Source organism: Pseudomonas sp. SL4(2022) (assembly GCF_026625725.1).
In the GTDB taxonomy this organism is placed as follows: Bacteria; Pseudomonadota; Gammaproteobacteria; order Pseudomonadales; family Pseudomonadaceae; genus Aquipseudomonas.
In genome coordinates this window covers 411,713-430,646 of sequence record NZ_CP113060.1, presented here as the reverse complement: position 1 = coordinate 430,646, position 18,934 = coordinate 411,713, and the positions used below count along the sequence as shown (strand labels likewise).

Annotated in this window: 21 protein-coding genes; 8 read left to right on the top strand and 13 right to left on the bottom strand. The window is 60.4% G+C overall.

Annotation, left to right across the window (positions count from 1 at the left end):
* Positions 1–86: 86 nt before the first annotated feature.
* Both OU997_RS02075 and OU997_RS02070 read left to right on the top strand, forming a co-directional pair.
* Positions 87–944: an FHA domain-containing protein gene (locus OU997_RS02075; protein ID WP_267808714.1), complete on the top strand. Its 858-nt coding sequence runs from the start codon at positions 87–89 to the stop codon at positions 942–944.
* 122 nt (positions 945–1,066) lie between these two features.
* Positions 1,067–2,392 (top strand): phospholipase, encoded by a 1,326-nt coding sequence (locus tag OU997_RS02070; protein ID WP_267808713.1) that lies wholly within the window; start codon positions 1,067–1,069, stop codon positions 2,390–2,392.
* On the opposite strand, the gene OU997_RS02065 is transcribed toward OU997_RS02070, so the two are convergent.
* From OU997_RS02065 to OU997_RS02035, 7 genes are all read right to left on the bottom strand, one after another.
* Positions 2,367–3,254 (bottom strand): substrate-binding periplasmic protein, encoded by an 888-nt coding sequence (locus OU997_RS02065; RefSeq protein ID WP_108489456.1) that lies wholly within the window; start codon positions 3,252–3,254, stop codon positions 2,367–2,369. The genes OU997_RS02070 and OU997_RS02065 overlap by 26 nt on opposite strands.
* Positions 3,255–3,369: 115 nt before the next feature.
* The gene (locus OU997_RS02060) at positions 3,370–5,112 is read right to left on the bottom strand and encodes an N-acyl-D-amino-acid deacylase family protein (RefSeq protein WP_256583024.1); all 1,743 of its coding nucleotides are present in this window, start codon (positions 5,110–5,112) and stop codon (positions 3,370–3,372) included.
* 114 nt (positions 5,113–5,226) lie between these two features.
* Positions 5,227–5,553, bottom strand: coding sequence for a DUF2025 family protein (locus OU997_RS02055; protein ID WP_108489494.1), 327 nt, complete (start codon positions 5,551–5,553; stop codon positions 5,227–5,229).
* Positions 5,554–5,694: 141 nt separating this feature from the next.
* The gene (locus OU997_RS02050; protein ID WP_108489455.1) at positions 5,695–6,273 is read right to left on the bottom strand and encodes a hypothetical protein; all 579 of its coding nucleotides are present in this window, start codon (positions 6,271–6,273) and stop codon (positions 5,695–5,697) included.
* Positions 6,274–6,287: 14 nt separating this feature from the next.
* Positions 6,288–6,896: a hypothetical protein gene (locus OU997_RS02045; RefSeq protein ID WP_108489454.1), complete on the bottom strand. Its 609-nt coding sequence runs from the start codon at positions 6,894–6,896 to the stop codon at positions 6,288–6,290.
* Positions 6,897–7,001: 105 nt separating this feature from the next.
* Positions 7,002–7,622, bottom strand: coding sequence for a hypothetical protein (locus tag OU997_RS02040; RefSeq protein WP_267808710.1), 621 nt, complete (start codon positions 7,620–7,622; stop codon positions 7,002–7,004).
* A 189-nt stretch (positions 7,623–7,811) separates the two neighbouring features.
* Positions 7,812–8,513, bottom strand: a complete 702-nt coding sequence (locus OU997_RS02035; protein WP_108489453.1) for a YebC/PmpR family DNA-binding transcriptional regulator — start codon at positions 8,511–8,513, stop codon at positions 7,812–7,814.
* A 270-nt stretch (positions 8,514–8,783) separates the two neighbouring features.
* Between OU997_RS02035 and OU997_RS02030 the strand changes: the two genes are divergently transcribed.
* Entirely contained in the window at positions 8,784–9,668 is an 885-nt protein-coding gene (locus tag OU997_RS02030) for an EamA family transporter (protein ID WP_267808708.1), read from the top strand.
* Here the strand turns inward: OU997_RS02030 and OU997_RS02025 are convergent.
* The 3 genes from OU997_RS02025 to sstT form a co-directional block, all read right to left on the bottom strand.
* Positions 9,665–9,913 carry a hypothetical protein gene (locus OU997_RS02025; protein WP_267808706.1) on the bottom strand — a complete coding sequence of 83 codons (249 nt, stop codon included), beginning with the start codon at positions 9,911–9,913 and terminating at the stop codon, positions 9,665–9,667. The two genes, OU997_RS02030 and OU997_RS02025, sit on opposite strands and share 4 nt — an antisense overlap.
* Before the next feature lie 139 nt (positions 9,914–10,052).
* Entirely contained in the window at positions 10,053–10,334 is a 282-nt protein-coding gene (locus OU997_RS02020; protein ID WP_108489450.1) for a peptidylprolyl isomerase, read from the bottom strand.
* A 126-nt stretch (positions 10,335–10,460) separates the two neighbouring features.
* On the bottom strand, positions 10,461–11,681 hold the full coding sequence (sstT, locus tag OU997_RS02015) for a serine/threonine transporter SstT (RefSeq protein ID WP_108489449.1): 1,221 nt from the start codon (positions 11,679–11,681) through the stop codon (positions 10,461–10,463).
* 267 nt (positions 11,682–11,948) lie between these two features.
* On the opposite strand from sstT, the gene OU997_RS02010 reads away from it, so the two are divergent.
* On the top strand, positions 11,949–12,608 hold the full coding sequence (locus OU997_RS02010) for a YceH family protein (protein WP_267808703.1): 660 nt from the start codon (positions 11,949–11,951) through the stop codon (positions 12,606–12,608).
* A gap of 50 nt (positions 12,609–12,658) precedes the next feature.
* Here OU997_RS02010 and OU997_RS02005 read toward each other — a convergent pair whose 3' ends face one another.
* Positions 12,659–13,093: a phage infection protein gene (locus OU997_RS02005; RefSeq protein WP_267808701.1), complete on the bottom strand. Its 435-nt coding sequence runs from the start codon at positions 13,091–13,093 to the stop codon at positions 12,659–12,661.
* Between the two features lie 446 nt (positions 13,094–13,539).
* On the opposite strand from OU997_RS02005, the gene OU997_RS02000 reads away from it, so the two are divergent.
* The 4 genes from OU997_RS02000 to OU997_RS01985 all read left to right on the top strand — a co-directional run bounded on the left by OU997_RS02000 (position 13,540) and on the right by OU997_RS01985 (position 17,631).
* Positions 13,540–14,781, top strand: a complete 1,242-nt coding sequence (locus OU997_RS02000) for a glutamine synthetase family protein (RefSeq protein WP_177480006.1) — start codon at positions 13,540–13,542, stop codon at positions 14,779–14,781.
* A 224-nt stretch (positions 14,782–15,005) separates the two neighbouring features.
* Entirely contained in the window at positions 15,006–16,334 is a 1,329-nt protein-coding gene (locus OU997_RS01995; protein ID WP_267808700.1) for an MFS transporter, read from the top strand.
* Positions 16,331–17,023: a TIGR04283 family arsenosugar biosynthesis glycosyltransferase gene (locus tag OU997_RS01990; protein ID WP_218278418.1), complete on the top strand. Its 693-nt coding sequence runs from the start codon at positions 16,331–16,333 to the stop codon at positions 17,021–17,023. The genes OU997_RS01995 and OU997_RS01990 overlap by 4 nt, the downstream gene beginning before the upstream one ends.
* A complete protein-coding gene (locus tag OU997_RS01985) occupies positions 17,020–17,631 on the top strand; it encodes a TIGR04282 family arsenosugar biosynthesis glycosyltransferase (protein ID WP_108487582.1) in 612 nt (203 codons plus the stop codon). Before OU997_RS01990 ends, OU997_RS01985 begins: the two co-directional genes overlap by 4 nt.
* A gap of 2 nt (positions 17,632–17,633) precedes the next feature.
* Here the strand turns inward: OU997_RS01985 and OU997_RS01980 are convergent, their stop codons facing one another.
* Both OU997_RS01980 and OU997_RS01975 read right to left on the bottom strand, forming a co-directional pair.
* A complete protein-coding gene (locus tag OU997_RS01980) occupies positions 17,634–18,383 on the bottom strand; it encodes a flagellar brake protein (RefSeq protein ID WP_108487584.1) in 750 nt (249 codons plus the stop codon).
* A gap of 80 nt (positions 18,384–18,463) precedes the next feature.
* The gene (locus OU997_RS01975) at positions 18,464–18,931 is read right to left on the bottom strand and encodes a flagella synthesis protein FlgN (RefSeq protein ID WP_267808697.1); all 468 of its coding nucleotides are present in this window, start codon (positions 18,929–18,931) and stop codon (positions 18,464–18,466) included.
* Between the last annotated feature and the right edge of the window lie 3 nt (positions 18,932–18,934).

Below are 18,934 nucleotides of genomic sequence, written 5' to 3'. Positions count from 1 at the left end.
CGCGGCCGTGACAGCACGCCGTGTCGAAGCGCGGCGTAGCTCAACCCGCAGTGGGGTGTTCAACAGGTTAATGGCGGAGTGCGCAAATGCTCAGAATTCACTTCAGTGACAATCGTCAGGCGCCGATCTGGCTGGTCGACGAGCGTTTCACCATTGGCCAGGACAGCCGCAATAGCCTGGTGTTGACGGTGCCGGGTATTGCACCGTTCCATGCCGAAATCCGTCAGGATCAAGGCTTCTATTTCCTCACCGATGTCGGCAGTGCTGGCGGTTCTTTTGTCAATGACGAGAGGGTAACCACGCGTTTTCAATTGCGTGCCGATGACCGCGTGCGACTGGGCGACGTGGAGCTCCTACTGGTCGACCCTGCGCGCAGTAAGACCCCGGTTGAGCAAGCCCCGCGCTGGTTTTTGCAGGTGATTCAGGGCGAGCACGAAGGCAAGAAATTTCATATCAGCGGCTCGATGACCTTTGGTCGGTCGGTGAAGTGCGAGTTGTGCTTCAGTGATCAGGAGTTGTCGCGTCGGCACTGTGAGTTCTACCTCCGCGATGACGTCCTGGAGGTCAAGGATCTGGCATCAGCCAACGGCCTTTGGGTTAATCAGCAAAAAGTCAGCTCGGCCGCTCTGCAACCGGGTGATCAGCTGAAAATGGGCTCGGTCAGCCTGTTGGTGATCGGCCCGAAAAGCACCGTGGCGGCCAGCGAAGATGAAGATGCCACGCTGTTTATGCGTGCGGTGGATCTGCCCAAACCGCTCAAGCAAGCGCCTCTGTCCAGCTCGTCGAGCGGCCAGGCCAACCCGCTGCGTACCGCCGCGCCGGCCAATCCCATGCGCGCTGCTGCGCCCGCCAGTGCACCCAATGGCCTGAACAAGCCCTTGCTGGCACTGATGGTGTTGCTGGTGACTGGCTTGGTGGTGGCGGCTGTGGTGTTTACGGTTTAACTCAGCCTGGTTGGGTGCGCAGGCTGCCCGATTAGTGAATGGGCTGACTTGATACGACAGTGCCAGCTGGCTGCTTTGGCGTTAGTCTGTGCGTTTTTGTACTGCCTGCTGTCGGAGTTCTGATGAAGCCATTATTCCTGTTGTTCTCTGCCTGTTGCCTGGTGCTCCAGTCAACAAGTGCGCTGGCTTGGTCCAATCACTCGCTCGGTAGTCAGCTGGCGTTGCAGGCTCTGCCGGAGCTGCAGCGCACCTTGCGTTATGAGCCGCTGGAGGCTTTTCTCGATGCGCAGGCGCCGGCCATCGAGCAGCTGCTGGATCAGCAGGAAGCCTTTGCCCGTGCGCATTTCCCGGACTATCCAGCGCGTCCGGATAATCTGCGCTTCGATGCCGCTCACACCGCGCCGGAGCAGCGCCGCTTGGCGTTTCTGCAGGCGTTGCGGGTCAATCCACAGATTCGTTTGGCCGGTTTTGTGCAACAACTACCGGGGCAGGCTGATGATGGTCGGCCGCTTCTGCCTGCCGAGCAGGTGCTGGTGTTTCGCAAGATCGGCCCCTGGAGTCACTGGCGCTACCTGGCCTTGCAGCCCGGTGAGGACGTGAGTGCGATTCAGGTACTCAGCAGTGCGGCCGATGAGCCGGACTATGGTCACGATATCAACCTGTTCAGCGACAACCCGGGTGAAGTCGGCGCGCAATACAACTTCGGTGTGCAGCCCTTTGGCGATGCGCGCTTCGAGTACTCCTCCCAGGCGCCTTTCCATATCGGCTACTACCACGAGCCGGAGTTGGTCTTCCAGGCCGCGCCCTATCTGCGCCGCACCCTGCCGCACTGGCGCATCTACCAGTACACCGGCCTGGCCCGGTTGGCTTTGGAGCATGGTCATGAATACTGGGGTTACCGTTTTCTCGGTTGGGCACTGCACTACATGCAGGACCTGACCCAGCCCTATCACGCCAAGACGGTGCCGGGGTTCAATACGCCAGAGCTGATGCTGATTGCCCTCAAAGGCGCCGCCGGTTATCCCGAGGACCGTCTGGCAGCGATTGCCCGCGTAGCGGATCGGCATACGGCCATCGAGGAGTATCAGCTGGAGCGTATGCAGCAGCTGATGAATCAGCAGGCGGCCTCGCCCTTGCTGCAGGCTTATACGCAAAACCCTGCGGGTTCTGATTACCCGGCCTTCTCGGTGGACTACCCGCAACAGGTGGTGGCGGCCGAAGCCTACGCCAGTGCCGATAGCTTTGATGAGTTGATCGGCCAGTGGTTGGCGCGCAAGCCAGCGGCCGCGCCAGGTTTCAGTGGCGGCAATCAACTGGCCCTGGCGCACGCCGATCCCGTGCTGGAGCAGGTGCTGGTGGAGTTGTTCAAACGTTTCGGTGCGCATAGCCGCAAGGCGGTGCAAACCACGTTGGCTGTGCCAGTCAGCGTTTCAACGTTGCCGGACTGAACCACAGCTCACGGCGCTTAAGCGGCGTGGCGCTGGGCAGGAGCGGGTTGGGCAGTTCGATTACCTGGCGCTGCGCAAGTGCTGCCTGCTGCAGAATGGCCGCGAAATGTTGCTGAAAGAGACGCTCAAATGAGCCGTCTGCGATGGCTGCTTCCATCCCGCGGCGCACCGTCTCGGCCAGTTCTGGACGCTGCGGTGAAAAGAAAAAATACAGCGCGGTGGGGTAGTGGAGCAGCACGTGTGGGTCGGCGACCAGTTGCTGTGCACGTGGGTGTTGCAGTTCGTCGCCGATTTCCAGCACTGAGCGTGGGAAGTAATCAAAGCGCCGCGCCTGCAGCATATGAAACAGGCTGGCATAGCTGGACGACACCACAACCGGCAAGCCTTGATTGCGCAGAATTGTGGTGTCCGGCCAATCATGGCCTTGGCCAGCTGAAAACTGGCGCAGGTCAGCAAGGCTATTGACCTGTTTGAACAAATTCATGCGCTCGCGTGGCAGCAAGGCGATACGCCAGCCGAACAAGCCCTTGTCCAGGGGAATTCGCACGGCCAGTAGGCGTTCCTCGCGTTCGCGACTGGTCATGCTCCAGACCACATCCAGATGCTTGCCGTGTTGCAGGTCAATTAATGCGCGTTCCTGCTCCATGCTGGCGGGTGAGGGTTTCAGGCGCAGCGAACTGCCTGCTTTGTCCAGTGCCAGGCGCAGTTGGGCCAGGGCATAGTCGGGACGGGATTCGTCACCATCGCTCCAGCGTGGGTAATAAATATCGGCAGCTTCGCCAGCCTGTACGGATGTCAGCAGGCCACACAGCAACAGGCCTGCAAGCCAGCGCCAGACGGTCTGTTGTAGGGGGGAGGGCATAGCGATATGAGTCCTTTCAATACCGGAACGGCATGCTTTGCCAGAGCGTGCGGCGCGCATTATGCCAGCCTGGCGCCGTTCCGGTGCGCCGTAGGTCGCATGCCGTCTAATCGGCTCAGGCGCGGCTGCGCAGGAACTCACCGTAGCCGCGTGTTGTGCCCAGGTTGGCGGCGAACTCGTTATGTTGGAAGGCCACGCGGCCATTGATCAACACGGCATCCACCGCCGCACCGCGATTGACCATGCGCTGCAGGCCACCAAAGGCCTCCATCGGCGCTTCCTGGTAGCTGGCCAGGGATTCGTCCAGTGCCGTCGGGTCGATGATCACCAGGTCAGCCCTGGCCCCTTCGTAGAGTGTTCCCGCATCGATATTGAACCACTCGCCCAGCTCACCGGTCAGGCGCCAGATGGCCGTTTCGATCGGCATCACCGGTTGCCCGCGCAGCTCGGCATCGCGCACCAGCTTGAGCAGGCGCAGGCCGAAGTTGTAGAAGGCCATGTTGCGGATATGCGCGCCGGAGTCGGCAAAACCGATCAGGGTGCTGGGTTCACACACCAGTTTTTCCACCACCTCGGGGCGATGGTTGGCGATCAGGGTACGCCAGCGCAGGCGCGGGCCATGAGCCACCAACAGGTCGAGAAACAGATCGGCCGGGTGTTCATTACGGGCCTTGGCCAGTTCGCCGACGCTGTTGCCGACCACGCTGGCGTCCGGGCAATCGACGATCCAGGCGTCGTCAAAGTCGCGGTGCCAGACCCGTGGGCCGAATTTCTTTTCCACGTCCTGGCGAAAGCGCAGGCGGTAGGCGGGGTCCTGAAACAGCTGGCTGCGCATGTCATGACTCGCCAGGTGCAGGGCGGCTTGGCCGGCGGGGAATTCTTCGAAGACTACGAACTCCATACCGTCGGCATAGGTCTCAAACGGCACCGGCAGGGTTTGCCAGCGGAAGTCGGCGTTGCTCAGTCGATTGATCCAGCGCGTCAGTGGGCCGAGGATCGGCGCCAGCCAAGGGTCGGCTTTGACATCCATCAGGGTGATCAGGGTGGTCTTCAGCGGCTTGCGCCACCAGCCGCCGATGCTGTCCCAGAGAAAGGCCAGCACGTTGAGTTTGGTCACCAGGTTCGGCGCGCCCTGATGGATGCGTCCGCGCCGGCGCAGGATCTTGTTCAGCCGCGCGTACTCGGCCCAGGGCGCATACACCGACGGCAGGGACTTCGAGCGCTGGCGGTCGCCATCGAGTTTGTCCCAGGGGTTGGTCATGCTCGACAGGCCGAGCAGGCCGGCATCCAGTGCGTCTTCGAGCAGGCGTTCCATCTGCTGCAGTTGCTGTTCGCTGGGGCGTACCTTGGCGTCTACCGCGCGCTCAAGGCCGAGCACGGCAACGCGTAAATCGGAGTGGCCGAGGAAGGAGCAGATATTCGGTCCCAGGGGATGCTGATCGAGAAAGGCGGCGAATTCGCTGGCGCTGTTCCAGGTCTTGCGTGCCTGCAGCAGTGGCAATACATGCTCGCGGGGTACCGATTCGACGCGGGTGAACAGGTCCGAGCAGTCTTCCGGGCCGGACAGCACCATGCTGATTGAGCAGCTGCCGATCATCACGGTGGTGACGCCATGGCGCACCGACTCCTTAAGCGCTGGGGCGGCCACCAGCTCGGCGTCGTAATGGGTGTGCATGTCGATAAAACCGGGCGTCACCCAGCGGTTTTGCGCATCGATTACCTGGCCACAATCGCTCTCATCCAGGGCGCTGGCGCTGATTGTTTGTAGCTTGCCATCGCGGATACCGAGGTGGCGCACGACACCGGGTGCGCCGCTGCCATCGAAAAACAGCGCGTTTTTGATCAGCACGTCGAACATCGGCAGGCTCCTTGGCGAGTGATTCTGACCCGTCGAGCTTAGTCTGCCGTGCGCCGTTGTTGTGAGGGTGCAAGTGAACAAGCCTGGGTCAATTCGGCCACCTCGCCAAGCTGCTCAAGCGTTCAGGCGTCGTCGCTCGGCGCTGATCTCCGGCATATCGGTACGGCGCACGTAGACCCGCAGCGGTTCGCTAATCGCCAGGCGGTCATCGATGTTCTGTTCCAGCAGCAGTTGCAGGCGCGCGCGGTCGAGGTTCATCAGTTCGCCGTCAAAGGCGCGCCAGACGAATTCGCAGGTGGGGGTGATGCTCTGTTCGAGCACGTCGAGGCCGAAGGAATCTTCGGAAAAACGCACGATATAGCGCCCGGTCTTGGCGTTGAAGCCGACAAAACCCTGCAGTTGGTCGGCGGCGGCGCAGATGCTGGCAGAGGTGATGCTCATGGAAACCTCGTCGATGGCAGTGGAAGTCATCGGCATAGGCTAAGGGGCTACGAGCAGGGCATCTTGCGATGGATCAATAAGTGGGCGGATGGGTTGTTGGGCACCACGACCGTTGCGGTCGTGGTGCCAGGTGCGGTGTGACTAGATCAACTTCTGCCGTGCGGCTTCTTCCAGGCTGCTCTGGGTCAGCTGGTTGAGGATGGGGTCAATCGACTCGTTGAAGGGCACCGCCACGATCAGCAGCAGCTGCATCCAGGTGGTGATGGTTTCACGCTTCTCGATACGCCCGAGCACCTTGCCGTCACCGTCCTTGAAGGTGGTTTCCATGCTCAGTTCATTGCTGAACTTGCCGGGTATGACAAACAGGGTGAGGCCGGTGATGACCGCGCTTGCCAGGCTGCCCCGCTCATGGTTGCTGACGCGCACGCTGATATACAGATCAGCTTTCTGCTTGGCCGTGGTGACGTTGCTGAACCGCTTGCTGTCCTGGTACTGCGTGACGATCAGCTTTTCCAGGTTGGCCTGGTTGAAGCCGCCGGCGCGAGTCTGATCGTTGAACAGGTATTGGCTATCAACCTTGAGGTAGGCCGACTGAGTCTGCTGTTCGGTGGTCGTCAAAGGCCATTGCTCAACCTGGGCCAGGTCGTGATGTGAATAGGACAGGCAGCCGGTCAGCGACAGCAGGGCAGCGGCGAGTAGGGCGGTAAAGACGGCTTTCATGCGTGACATCCTTGTTAGGGGTGAGCGAGTTGACGGGTGCTGTCCTGCAACAGCTGTTCAACCAGTTGGTTGAGCTGGTCTGAGCCGAGCGACATGTTGAAGTAGTCGTTGTCCCAGAGGCCGGTGTTCTGGTCGAGCTTGACCTGCTGGCGGCTGCTGGCGAGCAGCTTGCCCTGGGCGTCAGTAATCGACAGTTCACCGGCCAGGTCGTATTTGTCGACATAGATGGGGCCATTGACCCAGATCCACATGGTCAGCGTCAGCAGGGCGCCGGGGACGTAGGCTGGATGCGGCGTGCGCTTACCTTTGAGCGAAGTCAGGTTGAGCTTGAGCAGCACATCCTGTTCGCCGAGGGTGGCTGGGAAGCTGATCACCTTGGCGAAGTACTCGCCCCGTTCGATGCGGTTATTCAGCTGTTCGGTGAACTGGCTGCTCAGGGTTCTGCGCAGGTTGTCGTTGATCTTGTTGTCGGTGATCTGTACGTCATCGACCATCACGGCGCGGGGTTGGGTGTAATTGGCAGGCTGCTTGGGGTCGCCAATCGGGCCGGCCGGGGTGAAGGATACGCAGCCGGTCAGGCTCAGGCTGAACAGTGCGGCTACAAGGTAATGCAGCGTTTTCATGGCTCATCCTTGATAAGGTATTGCACGGCATAGGCCATGCCAGACAGTGCGTTAACACTGTCTGGCATGGCGCTTTGGTGAGGGGCTAATGAATGTGTAGCGGAGTCATTTCTTACGGGGGCTGGAGAACGCGCTGATCTTGCCGAACGGCGCACTCTGCATATCAACCTTGACTGCCATCAGCGGCGAGTTGTTGACCCACACATCATCAATCACGATGGTCTGGCCGATGTCGTCGTTATCGGCGGCTACCAGGAGGTAGTAGGTGCCATCTTCGGCGGCTTCACCATCCCAGCTCAGGTTGATTTGGCCGACCACGGCTTCGGCACGCGAAGGCTTGTCGGCAATCACTGTGCCGTAAGCGTCCAGCAGCATGGCGCGTGGTTTCAGGGCGTATTTGCTGACGCCCATGCATGGCTTGTTGCACAGCGAATGCACATTGAGGGTGTAACGCTCACCCTTTTTCAGCTGCAGGGAAAAGATCCGGTAGTTGGAGATCGAACTGCCAAAATCCAGGCGTGGCTCGTCGGCGCTGATCGGCCATTGCGGGGCCAGCAGGCCAGGGTTGAGCGGCAGCGGGATGGCCTGGGTGTTGTGGATGGCTTCCAGGGCGCTCTTGGCCATTGGCGTTTTGCCCGCCTTGACCTCTTGCTGGTAGGTCGTCTGCGGGTTGTTGGCGCAGGCGCCGAGCAGCAGGCAGGCGGCCAGAATCAGAAACTTGTGCACGGTAAAACTCCTGTGTGACAACGTCCTTGTGTACACGCCGGGCGCTGGTGGCGCGGCGGGCGGCGATTCTACCCGCTTTGTCGAGCGCGGGCAGTGGTCAATCGGCCGATTCGACGAACTGCGCACATTGAACCGTGCCGTTCGTGGACCCGCCGCGCCTCCTGCGCTGCGGGTCTGGTCAGCCTGGGGTTAGCCGGAAAGCCCGACGTAGACGTTCTGCACGTCATCGTGGGCGTCGAGTGCTTCGAGGAAAGCCTCGACTTCTTCGAGCTGCTCGGCGGTCAGGCTGCTCACCGGGTTTTTCGGGATGTAGCCGATTTTCGCCGAGTTGACGCTGAAGCCCTGCTCCGGCAGGGCGCGGCACACGGCGTCGAGGTCAGTCGGTTCGGTGATGAACAGGGTGTTGCCTTCGTCAGCCGGCTCGAAATCCTGAGCGCCGGCTTCGATGGCGGCCATTTCCGGGTCGGCATCGCTTTCGGTGCTGGCTTCGATCATGCCCACATGGTCGAAATCCCAGGTCACCGAGCCAGAAGCGCCCATCTGGCCCTTGCGGAACAGCACGCGGACTTCGGCCACGGTGCGGTTGATGTTGTCGGTCAGGCACTCGATGATCACCGGCACCTGATGCGGGGCAAACCCTTCGTAGGTGGCGGAGTGGAAGGTCACGGTGTCGCCCAGAAGGCCGGCGCCTTTCTTGATCGCCCGCTCGAGGGTTTCCTTGGGCATCGAGGCTTTCTTGGCCTGATGGATGGCCAGGCGCAGCTTGGGGTTCAGGTCCGGGTCGGCGCCGTTGCGGGCGGCGATCATGATTTCCTTGACCAAGCGGCCGAAGATCTTGCCTCTGGCGTTGGCCGCGGCTTCTTTAGGTTTGGCTTTCCACTGGGCGCCCATAGGGTATCTCGTCGTTGCGGGTTAATAGGTGGATTTCGGACCTGCTGTGCGCCGGCGATAGCGCGCTAACAATGGCCACGCTCGCGCGGCTCAAGATCCGAAAAATGCTAAGGGCTGCGATTCTAGCCCTTCGAGACGTTTGCGGCACCTGTGGCGCTGCAATCTGCCGATCAGTGAGGTGCTGTACGGCTTATTTGCGCGGTCTCTGTATGGGCGCTATGGCGCTGCTGGCAGGTCTAATAAGTGCAGATTGATTAATCCGGAGCGCTTATGCAGCCCAAGGATTTACTGCTGGCCCTGGTGGTGATCATCGTCTGGGGCATGAACTTTGTGGTGATCAAGATTGGCCTGCACGAGATGCCGCCGATGCTGCTGGGGGCGTTGCGTTTTCTTCTGGCGGCCTTTCCGGCCGTGCTGTTTATCAAGCGCCCCCAGATTGCGCTGCGCTGGCTGCTGGCGTATGGCTTGACCATTTCGTTGGGGCAGTTTGCCTTTCTATTCTCGGCTATGGCGGTCGGCATGCCGGCCGGGCTGGCGTCGCTGGTGCTGCAGTCGCAGGCGTTCTTTACCTTGCTGTTCGCTGTGTTGCTGCTGGGCGAGCGCTTTCGTCTGGTCAACCTGTTCGGGCTGCTGGTGGCGGCCAGCGGTTTGCTGCTGATCGGCGCGCAGGGCAGCGGCCTGATGACGCTGGCCGGTTTTCTTCTCACGCTCTGCGCCGCGGCCATGTGGGCGCTGGGCAATATCGTCACGCGCAAGCTGGGCAAGGTGAATCTGGTGGGGTTGGTGGTGTGGGGCAGCCTGGTGCCACCGTTGCCGTTCTTTGCCCTGTCCTGGCTGCTGGAGGGCCCCGAAGCGATCGAGGCTGCGCTGCGCGGGTTCAACCTGAACAGTTTGTGGGTGCTGGGTTACCTGGCGTTCGGTGCGACCATCCTTGGTTATGGCTTGTGGAGCCGCCTGTTGTCGCGTTATCCGGCCAGCCAGGTGGCACCCTTTTCGTTGTTGGTGCCACTGGTAGGCATAACATCATCCGCTTTGCTGTTGGATGAGCGGCTGGGCTGCCTGCAGTGGCTAGGCGCGCTGCTGGTGATGCTGGGCTTGCTGCTGAATGTCGCCGGCAGTTGGCTGCCGGCGCGCTGGCGGGCCCGTTACAGCTAGCGTTTGCCCATGGAACGACGCGTACCGCTCGGTGCCGGGCCGATCTTCTTCTCATGGCTTGAGGGGATGCCCTTTTGCGGCTTGCGCTGTCGATCCTGCTTGCGGGTCGCGGCTTTGGCTGCGCTGAACAGGGAGGCAAAACCACGGGGTTGCAGGCTGTGGGCGGCGGCTGGCAGATCGGTTGACGGATCGTCGTCGTGAGTCTGAGCGGCGAGGGTGGGTTCATCTGCGCTGGTAGGGTGCATGACAAGGTCCGCATTACGGGAGATTGGCCGGCGAGTATACCTGGCGATTGCCGTGCGGCTGCGGCGCATGTTGCGCGGCGGTTGGCGTGCTGTAGAGAGGGGATGTGCTGGGCTTGGATAGCCCAGCGCGAGGAGTGGATCAGTCCTGACGGCTGGTCACTTCCAGCAGGTGATAACCGAACTGGGTTTTCACCGGGCCTTGCACCACGTTGGTTGGGGCGCTGAATACCACGGTGTCGAATTCTTTGACCATCTGGCCTGGGCCGAACGAGCCAAGGTCGCCGCCGTTGCGGCTGGACGGGCAGCTGGAGTTGTCTTTGGCGACCTGGGCGAAGTCGGCACCGCCTTCGATGGCAGCTTTCAGTTCGTTGCACTTGTCTTCAGTGGCAACCAGGATGTGACGGGCAGTGGCGCGGGCCATGGGCATTGCTCCTTAATAGAGAAGCGGCAAAGCCTACCGTAATCGTTCGGTCAGGCAAACGCCGCAAGGGTAACCAGGGGTAAACAAGGCCTGCTGCGGGAGCAGGCCGTCTGTGTTGCAGGCGGTTTAGCTGCGCGGTTGAGCGGCCTGGCAGGCAGCGGCAGTAAACAGGACGTCGGTGGAGGAGTTCAGCGCGGTTTCCGCCGAATCCTGCACGATGCCGATGATAAAACCGACTGCCACGACCTGCATGGCCACCTCATTGGGAATACCGAAGAGGCTGCAGGCCAGTGGAATCAGTAGCAGCGAGCCGCCGGCCACGCCGGATGCACCGCAGGCGCAAATGGCCGAGAGCACGCTGAGCAGCAGCGCAGTCGGCAGGTCCACGGCGATACCCAGGGTGTGCACGGCAGCCAGGGTCAGCACGCTGATGGTGATGGCTGCGCCGGCCATGTTGATGGTCGCGCCCAAGGGGATCGACACCGAGTAGGTCTCTTCATGCAGGCCCAGGCGCTGGCACAGCTGCAGGTTGACCGGGATATTGGCGGCCGAGCTGCGGGTGAAAAAAGCGGTCAAGCCGCTTTCGCGCAGGCAGGTCAGCACCAGTGGGTAGGGGTTGCGACGAATCTTGGCGAAAACGATCAGCGGGTTGACCACCAGGGCCACAAACAGCATGCAGCCCACCAACACCAGTAGCAGGTGCAGGTAGTCGAGCAGTGCGGACATGCCAGACTCGGCCAGCGTGGCGGCTACCAGGCCGAAAACGCCCAAAGGCGCCAGACGGATCACCAGTTTGACAATGCTGGTCACGCCGTCGGAGAGGTCGGCGAGCATCTGTTTGCTGCCTGGGCTGGCGTGACGGAAGGCAAAGCCCAGGGCAATGGCCCAGGCCAGGATGCCGATGAAGTTGCCTGTGAGCAGGGCGTTGATCGGGTTATCCACCACATTCAGCAGCAGGGTTTTCAGCACTTCGAGGATTCCGCCAGGGGGCGAGAGTTCAGCGCTGCTGTCGGTCAGGGTCAGGCTCGAGGGAAAGACGAAGCTGGCCGCCACGGCGATCAGCGCAGCGCTTAAAGTGCCGATCAGGTACAACAGCAGAATCGGTTTGATATGGGTTTCCTGGCCCTGCTGATGGTTGGTGATGGAAGCCGCCACCAGTACAAAGACCAGCACTGGCGCCACAGCCTTCAGCGCCGAAACGAATACGGTGCCGAGGAAGCTGGCGCTGGCGGCAGCCGCCGGAAAAAACAGAGCCAGAGCGATACCAGCCAACAGGCCGATGACGATTTGCAGTACCAGGCTGGTGCGATTCAGCAGCTGTAGAAGTGGGTGTTGGGCAACGGTCATGACAGGTGTCTCGATCAGGGCATGCAGCCTGTGCTCCCTGTGGGGCGCGGTGGCTTGTGGCCAGGCGCTGGGGGCGTGGTTGCAGTGCACGTTGTGAGGCTTTTCGCGAGGGTGAAGCAGGGCCACGCTGAAAAATAGCGCGCGACTCTATCACAATGGTCAACTTTTATTCCTGCGCTCGGAAACTGAGCTGCCCAATGGTGCTCATGCCTATCAACCAGCCTTCAGCTGGGCTAGGTTAGTGCCTTTGTCAGTCATGAGGTGGTTATGTCCAACGAAGAGGCGCAGGCCGTGGCCGTTGAAACCTTGAGCGCTGTAGAGGCGCGGGTACTGGGTTGCCTGATCGAGAAACAGCTGACAACACCGGAAGCCTATCCCCTGACGCTCAATGCCCTGGTGCTGGCCTGCAATCAGAAAACCAGCCGTGAACCGGTGCTCAACCTTACCGCCGGCCAGGTCGGCCAGGCTCTGCGCAGCCTGGAGGGGCATGAAATGGCGCGCCTGGTGATGGGTAGCCGGGCGGATCGCTGGGAGCATCGCGCCGACAAGGCGCTGGAGCTGGTCGCGGCGCAGGTGGTGCTGATCGGGCTGTTGCTGCTGCGTGGCCCGCAGACTATCAACGAGCTGCTGACGCGCAGCAGCCGCATGCATGATTTTGATGATGCCGAGCAGGTGCAGCATCACCTTGAGCGGCTGATCAGTCGCGAATTGGTTTGCCTACTGCCGCGTCAAAGCGGGCAGCGTGAAGATCGTTATATGCACGGACTGGGTGATGCGGCGGATTTGCAGGCCGCGTTGGCTGTCAGGGCCCGTGAGCCGCAGCGCGCGACGGCGAGCGGTCAGCAGGATGAGCGTCTGGAAGCTCTGGAGGCGCGCATCGCGGCGCTGGAAGAGCGCTTGGCGCAGTTGGAGTTGCCTGTGCAATAAACAAATAAGGTGCTCGATTGAGCACCTTATTTGTTGTCTCTGAGTGCTGATCAGCTAACGCGCAGGCCGTGTGTGCGGTCAGCACCGTCTTCGGCAACACGTAGCCGCTCTTGCAGGCGATCAGCGCCGCCTTCGGCGACGCGGTTTGCGCCAGTGCGGTCGGCACCGTCTTGGGCTACGCGCAGGCGCTCTTGCAGGCGATCAGCGCCGCCTTCGGCGACGCGGTTTGCGCCAGTGCGGTCAGCACCGTCTTGGGCTAAGCGCAGGCGCTCTTGCAGGCGATCAGCGCCGCCTTCGGCGACGCGGTTTGTGCCAGTGTGGTCGGCACCGCCTTCAGTTTGCAGGTTGCTACCAAAACCCATCAGGGTTTTTACGCTGCTGTCCCGTAATTCACCCAGCAGTGGCTGCGTGTTGTTCTGTGGCAGGGCAAAGGCGCTGATGGACAGGCTGCTCAGGATCACGGCGGTGAGAATGTGCTTTTTCATGTTCAGGCTCCTCGTAAGGGCGGGTGTAAGTGAGTACGGAGCGAATGATACGGATGAAAATTTGATGAAGAAGTGCAGGCTGGGCATGGTAATCATCGATGGTATTGATAGTTGATTTTATTTATTATTTATCAATTAGTTATGTTTGTTTACGAGTGTCTAAAAGAGAATTTATGGAGTGTTTGTGCATGATCATTAATATCTAATTAATCGATGTATTCTGTTCGCTAGCCTGCGCTTCAGGTGGCAGACATAGCTTTGCTTGAAATATCGAACGCCTGGTGCGTATTTTGTACGCCTCGCCGTTCGACTACGGCCTCTTGCATCAATAAGGACAACAGCAAATGAGTACCCTCGACCGCACCGCCCTGGCTGAGTTGTTGCGTGGTGTTGATGAAGTTGAATGTGTGACGCCTGACCTCAATGGTGTGCCGCGCGGCAAGGTGATGACGGCGGAGGGCTTCCTTGAGGGGCGGCGTTTGCAGTTGGCGCGAGGGGTTTTGCTGCAATGCATCATGGGCGGCTATCCAGCTGCACGGTTCTACGGCAGTGATGACGGTGATCTGGCACTGAATGCCGTGGCGGGGCAGGTGCACCGCCTACCCTGGAGCGATACACCACGAGCACTGGCGATCTGCGATGCCGATGAGTTGGACGGGCGCAGTTCCGGCCTGTCGAGCCGTGGGCTGCTCAAGCAGGTTGTGGCGCGCTATGCCAGTCATGGCTGGCAGCCCGTAGTGGCGACCGAGCTGGAGTTTTTCGTGTTTGCCCGCAATGCCGACCCCTTGCAGCCGTTTCAGCCGCCGCTGGGTCTGGATGGTCGACGTGAGGATGGCGCGTCGGCTTTCAGTGTCAGTTCCAACAACGGCCTGCGCGCCTTCTTCAATGAGGTGTATCAGTGCATGGCCGCCTTGGGGTTGCCGCGCGATACCTTTATGCATGAGATGGGCGTCAGTCAGTTCGAGATCAACCTGCTGCACGGCGATCCGCTGTTGCTGGCGGATCAGACTTTTCTGTTCAAACACTTGCTCAAGGAAGTCGCGCTCAAGCACGGTCTCACTGTGGTGTGCATGGCCAAACCGCTGGCGCACACGCCTGGCAGCTCCATGCATATTCATCAAAGCGTGGTGGAGCAGGGCGGTGGGCAGAATATCTTCAGCGCGGCCGATGGCCAGGCAACGCCGGCGTTCTATCAATTTATTGCCGGACAGCAGGCGGCCATGGCCGATTTCACCCTGCTATTTGCTCCGCACGTGAACTCCTATCAGCGCCTTTGCCATCCTTATGCTTCTCCGAACAATGCCTGCTGGTCCGAGGATAATCGCGCCGCCGGCCTGCGCATTCCGGCCAGTGCGCCGGTAGCGCGGCGGGTGGAGAACCGCTTGCCAGGCGCCGATGCCAACCCATATCTGGCGTTGGCGGCGAGCCTTGCGGCGGGGCTGTATGGGATTGAGCAGCAGTTGCAGCCTAGTGCGCCTATCCAGGGTGAGTTCGAAGTACCGGACGAATTGGCGCTACCCTGTACCATGCATGCCGCGATTGAACGTCTCAAGCGCAGTGCGTTAGCGCTGGAACTGTTCGGCAAAGAGTTCATCGAAGGCTACATTGCCAGCAAGACACTGGAGCTCACCAGCTTCTTTGATGAAATTACCCCGTGGGAGCGCCGCGTGCTGGCGGCCCACGCCTGAGAACCTGCCTACGATCTGTTGCGCGTCGGCCCTGCTGCGCGAAAAACCGGCTCGGATGCTCATGTACAACGCGTACACACCGCTTCCTCGTCTGTTTTGACCAGCCGCAGGCTGTTACTAACGTAGCGCCTTGCAGGGCTTTAGCTCGCGAGATCGTAAACAGGCTCTAAAAACCTGACTGCCGAGCATGGTTTCGGCGGCCCATTGGAGCCAAGCGCCACCCCATGTCCGTGATCCTCAAGTCATTCAGTTCGTTGTATTTCGCCACCCTGTTGATGCTGCTCGGCTCAGGGTTGCTGAGTACTTACCTGGCGCTGCGTCTGGCCGAAACGGCGGACGGCTTGTGGGTCGGTGCGCTGATGGCGGCCAACTATGTGGGATTGGTGCTGGGCGGCAAGATTGGTCATCGGCTGATTGCCCGGGTTGGCCATATTCGCGCTTATGTGGCCTGTGCCGGCGTAGTTACCGCTGCAGTGCTCGGGCATGGGCTGAGCGACTGGCTGCCCAGCTGGCTGTTGCTGCGTATGTTGGTCGGCCTCGGCATGATGTGCCAGTACATGGTGATCGAGAGCTGGCTCAATGAGCAGGCGGAAACCAGCCAGCGCGGCCAGGTGTTTGCCGGCTATATGGGGGCCTCTTACCTCGGTCTGATCCTTGGTCAGCTGGTGCTGGTGGTGCACCCGACGCTGGGCCTGGAGCTGCTGATGCTAGTGGCGCTGTGCTTTGCCCTGTGTCTGGTGCCTGTAGCTCTGACGCGCAAGTTGCACCCTGCGCCCTTGCATCCAGCTCCGCTGGAAATGCGCTTCTTTATCGCGCGAGTGCCTCTGTCCTTAACCACTATCGTCGTATCGGGGCTGCTGATCGGGTCGTTCTATGGCCTGGCACCGCTGTATGGCACGCGCATGGGCCTGTCCACCGAGCAGGTGGGGCTGTTTATGGGCTGCTGCATCATTGCGGGCTTGTTGGTGCAGTGGCCGCTTGGCTGGTTGTCTGATCGGCATGACCGCGTGCGACTTATTCGTGGTTGTGCGGCTTTGTTGGCCCTGGCCGCGCTACCTCTGGCGCTGTTGCCAGAGGCGAGCGTGCTGCTGCTGTTTGTCGTAGGTTTCCTGGTTTGCGCCCTGCAATTCAGTCTTTATCCACTGGCGGTGGCGCTGGCCAATGACCATGTCGAAGCCGAGCGTCGGGTATCACTGACGGCCATGCTGCTGGTTACCTTCGGTGTCGGCGCCAGTATCGGGCCGTTGCTGGCGGGCGTGCTGATGCGCTTTCTCGGCGCCAATATGTTGTACGCCTTCGTCTGCGGCTGTGCGCTGATTCTGGTGCTGCGGGTGCGGCCGGAGCGGGTCACGCATCTGCATCAGGTTGTAGACGCTCCGCTGCACCATATCCCCATGCCTGACAGCACCATCAGCTCACCCCTGACCGCTGCCCTCGACCCGCGTGTGGCTGAGCAGGTGGTGCAGGAGCAGATGCATGACAATAGCGCCGCGCCAAGCGCGGATGAGGGTGTACCAGCGCAAGCGGCAGCTGAGTCTGAGGTGCGCAGGTGAGGCCGCTGCTCAGTGTGGTAATCCCGGTGCGTAACGAGGCGCATGCTTTGCCTGCGTTGCTGGACGATCTGGCAGCGCTGCGGGCTGAGGGTGCGGAGCTGATTGTGGTTGATGGTGGCAGTAGCGACGGTACCGTTGAACGGGCGCGCGGGCGGGCTGACCAGGTGCTCAAGACCGATCCCGGTCGTGCTCTGCAGATGAATGCCGGCGCTGCGCGCGCGCAAGGGGAATACTTGTGGTTTGTGCATGCCGATACACGGGTCAGTGGGCCGTCGCTGCAGCGCTTACAGGATGTGCTGCAGCATCGTCCGCTGTGGGGGCGCTTTGACGTGCGACTCTCTGGTCCAGGCGTGGCATTTTGGGTCATTGGGTCGATGATCAGCCTGCGTTCGCGCCTGACCGGTATTGCCTCTGGGGATCAGGGGATTTTTGTGCGCAAGGCGGCCTTTGCCGCGTTGGGGGGGTATGCCCCGATTCCGCTGATGGAAGACTTGCAGCTGTGTCGCCAGCTCAAGGCGCAGGCCCGCCCGCGTTGTCTGCGCCCGCCCCTGTCGACATCCAGCAGGCGCTGGGAGCAGCACGGTATTTGGCGTACCGTAATACTCATGTGGTGCCTGCGTTTGGCTTATTACTGTGGTGTCAGCCCAGAAACGCTGGCCCGCCAGTACCGTCGAGGATCACTGTTATGACCCTTTCGATTTCCTTGCATCTACTGGCGCGTGTACCGGTGGCGGGGCGGGTAAAGACCCGTCTGATTCCGGCCCTGGGTGCACAGGGTGCCTGCGATCTGCAGCAGCTCCTGCTGGAGCGTGCCTTGCAGTTGCCGGCCAGTGGTTTCAGTGAGCGCTTTCTCTGGCTGGATGATCTGCCCAGTGCCGAGTTGCAGGCGCTGGCCGATGCCCAGGCATGGACGCTGGTCGAGCAGCCAGTGGGGGATCTAGGGGAGCGCATGCGCCGTATCGCTACATTGGGGTTGGCGGACAGTGATGCGGTGATTCTTATCGGTAATGATTGCCCGGCCCTTGATGGCGTATACCTGCAGGCGGCTTGTCGTGCGTTGCAGGAGCACAAGGTGGTGATCGGGCCGGCTGAGGATGGCGGTTATGTGCTGCTGGGTTTGCGTGGCATGGCGCCGACGCTGTTCAGTGACATGCCGTGGGGTACTGAGCGGGTGTTCGACCTGACCCTGCAACGCCTGCGGCAGTTGGATTGGCCACCGGCGTTGCTGCCTGCGTTGTGGGATGTGGATCGGCCCGAGGATCTGTCGCGCCTGGCGGTGCTGAATATCCTGCTCTGATACTAAAGCAAGCCGTCGCTGTCAAAGCGGCGAGCTTCACGCTGAAGTTGATAGACGAAACGCTCCACCGAGCGCTGCTCTTGGCCATTGATCCTGTGAAACCGTGCCCCGATAAAGCTGATATCCAGCTTGTCGTCATACTGCACGTGGCGCACCTCGATCGCTGTAGTCATCGCGCCAAAAGGAAAGCGAGCGGTAAAACGCTCATAAACCTGACCGGCTTGCAGGCTATTGGTGATATCTCCGGGGAAGCGCAGTTTGCATCCGGTTGCTGAGATGTCCAGAAGTAAGCCTGATACGGTGGTACTCAGCTTGTCGCCGCCCAGTTCAACTTTGATCAGCTCACTTTGTTTAAGTGGTGCACGGAAAGCGCTGCGGCGTTGATGGTAAGTGATTTCAAGCGGTATTTGGCTCAGGTAGCAGCGTGAGCCCTCGTATTCACTGAAACGTAGGGTTTGCTCGCATGTCCATGCTACACGCACGCCTTCGTGAAAGGCTTCGACGTGGAAGGTTTCACCATTCTGCAGGTAGCGCTCACCATCGTTGGGCATCAACTCGTCAAGAATGACGAGGTTCTTGTCGCGGTCAACTGCAATGACATAGCTCTGAAAACGTTGTTTTCGCTCGTCAAACGTTATGATCAGTGGATCGTGGTTCTGTTGCAGCTGGCGCAGGTTGGCAACAATTTCCACAGGCGTCTTAAGCACCTTGGGGGGTTGAGGGCCATCTTCCTGATTAAAAGGACTGGACACGGTCCATTACACTCCGGGCAAATGCGATGGCACTAGAATACTGGCTATATGACAGCATGTCCCTGTGCCTTATGGAAAATTCAGGCCTGGCTGAGCGGGCGCTGCTGGCCGATTCTAGCGGCACTGCCACGGCTGTCATAGAGGCTTGGAGTTTCGTTGCCACGCAGAATGCCAAGCATGCTATTGGCTGACGCCTGGCTGGAGCGGATTAATCTGCCGTTGCGCAGATTAGCTGCCTGGCAACGCTCAAGCAGAGTGCTGAGCTGCTCACTGTGTTCAAGCAATGCTTGGGCGTGATCAGAGCTTCTGGCGAGTGTGTGCAGGCCTTCGCGGTCTGCCGAAAGACCAAGGTCAGTGAGAAGTTGGCTGCGTTCCTGACCGTGTTGATCAAGCTGACCCAGCAGCGGCAATTTCTCGCTTAGCAAGGCCTGCAGGTAGGGGAGATCGCGGTCACTGAGTGCTTGAAACTCTTTATTGATGAGTGCAAGCAGTTGCTCTGCGATGCCGATGTCATGGTTAAACAATTCAAGCAGTTTGGTGTCGTGCATTGC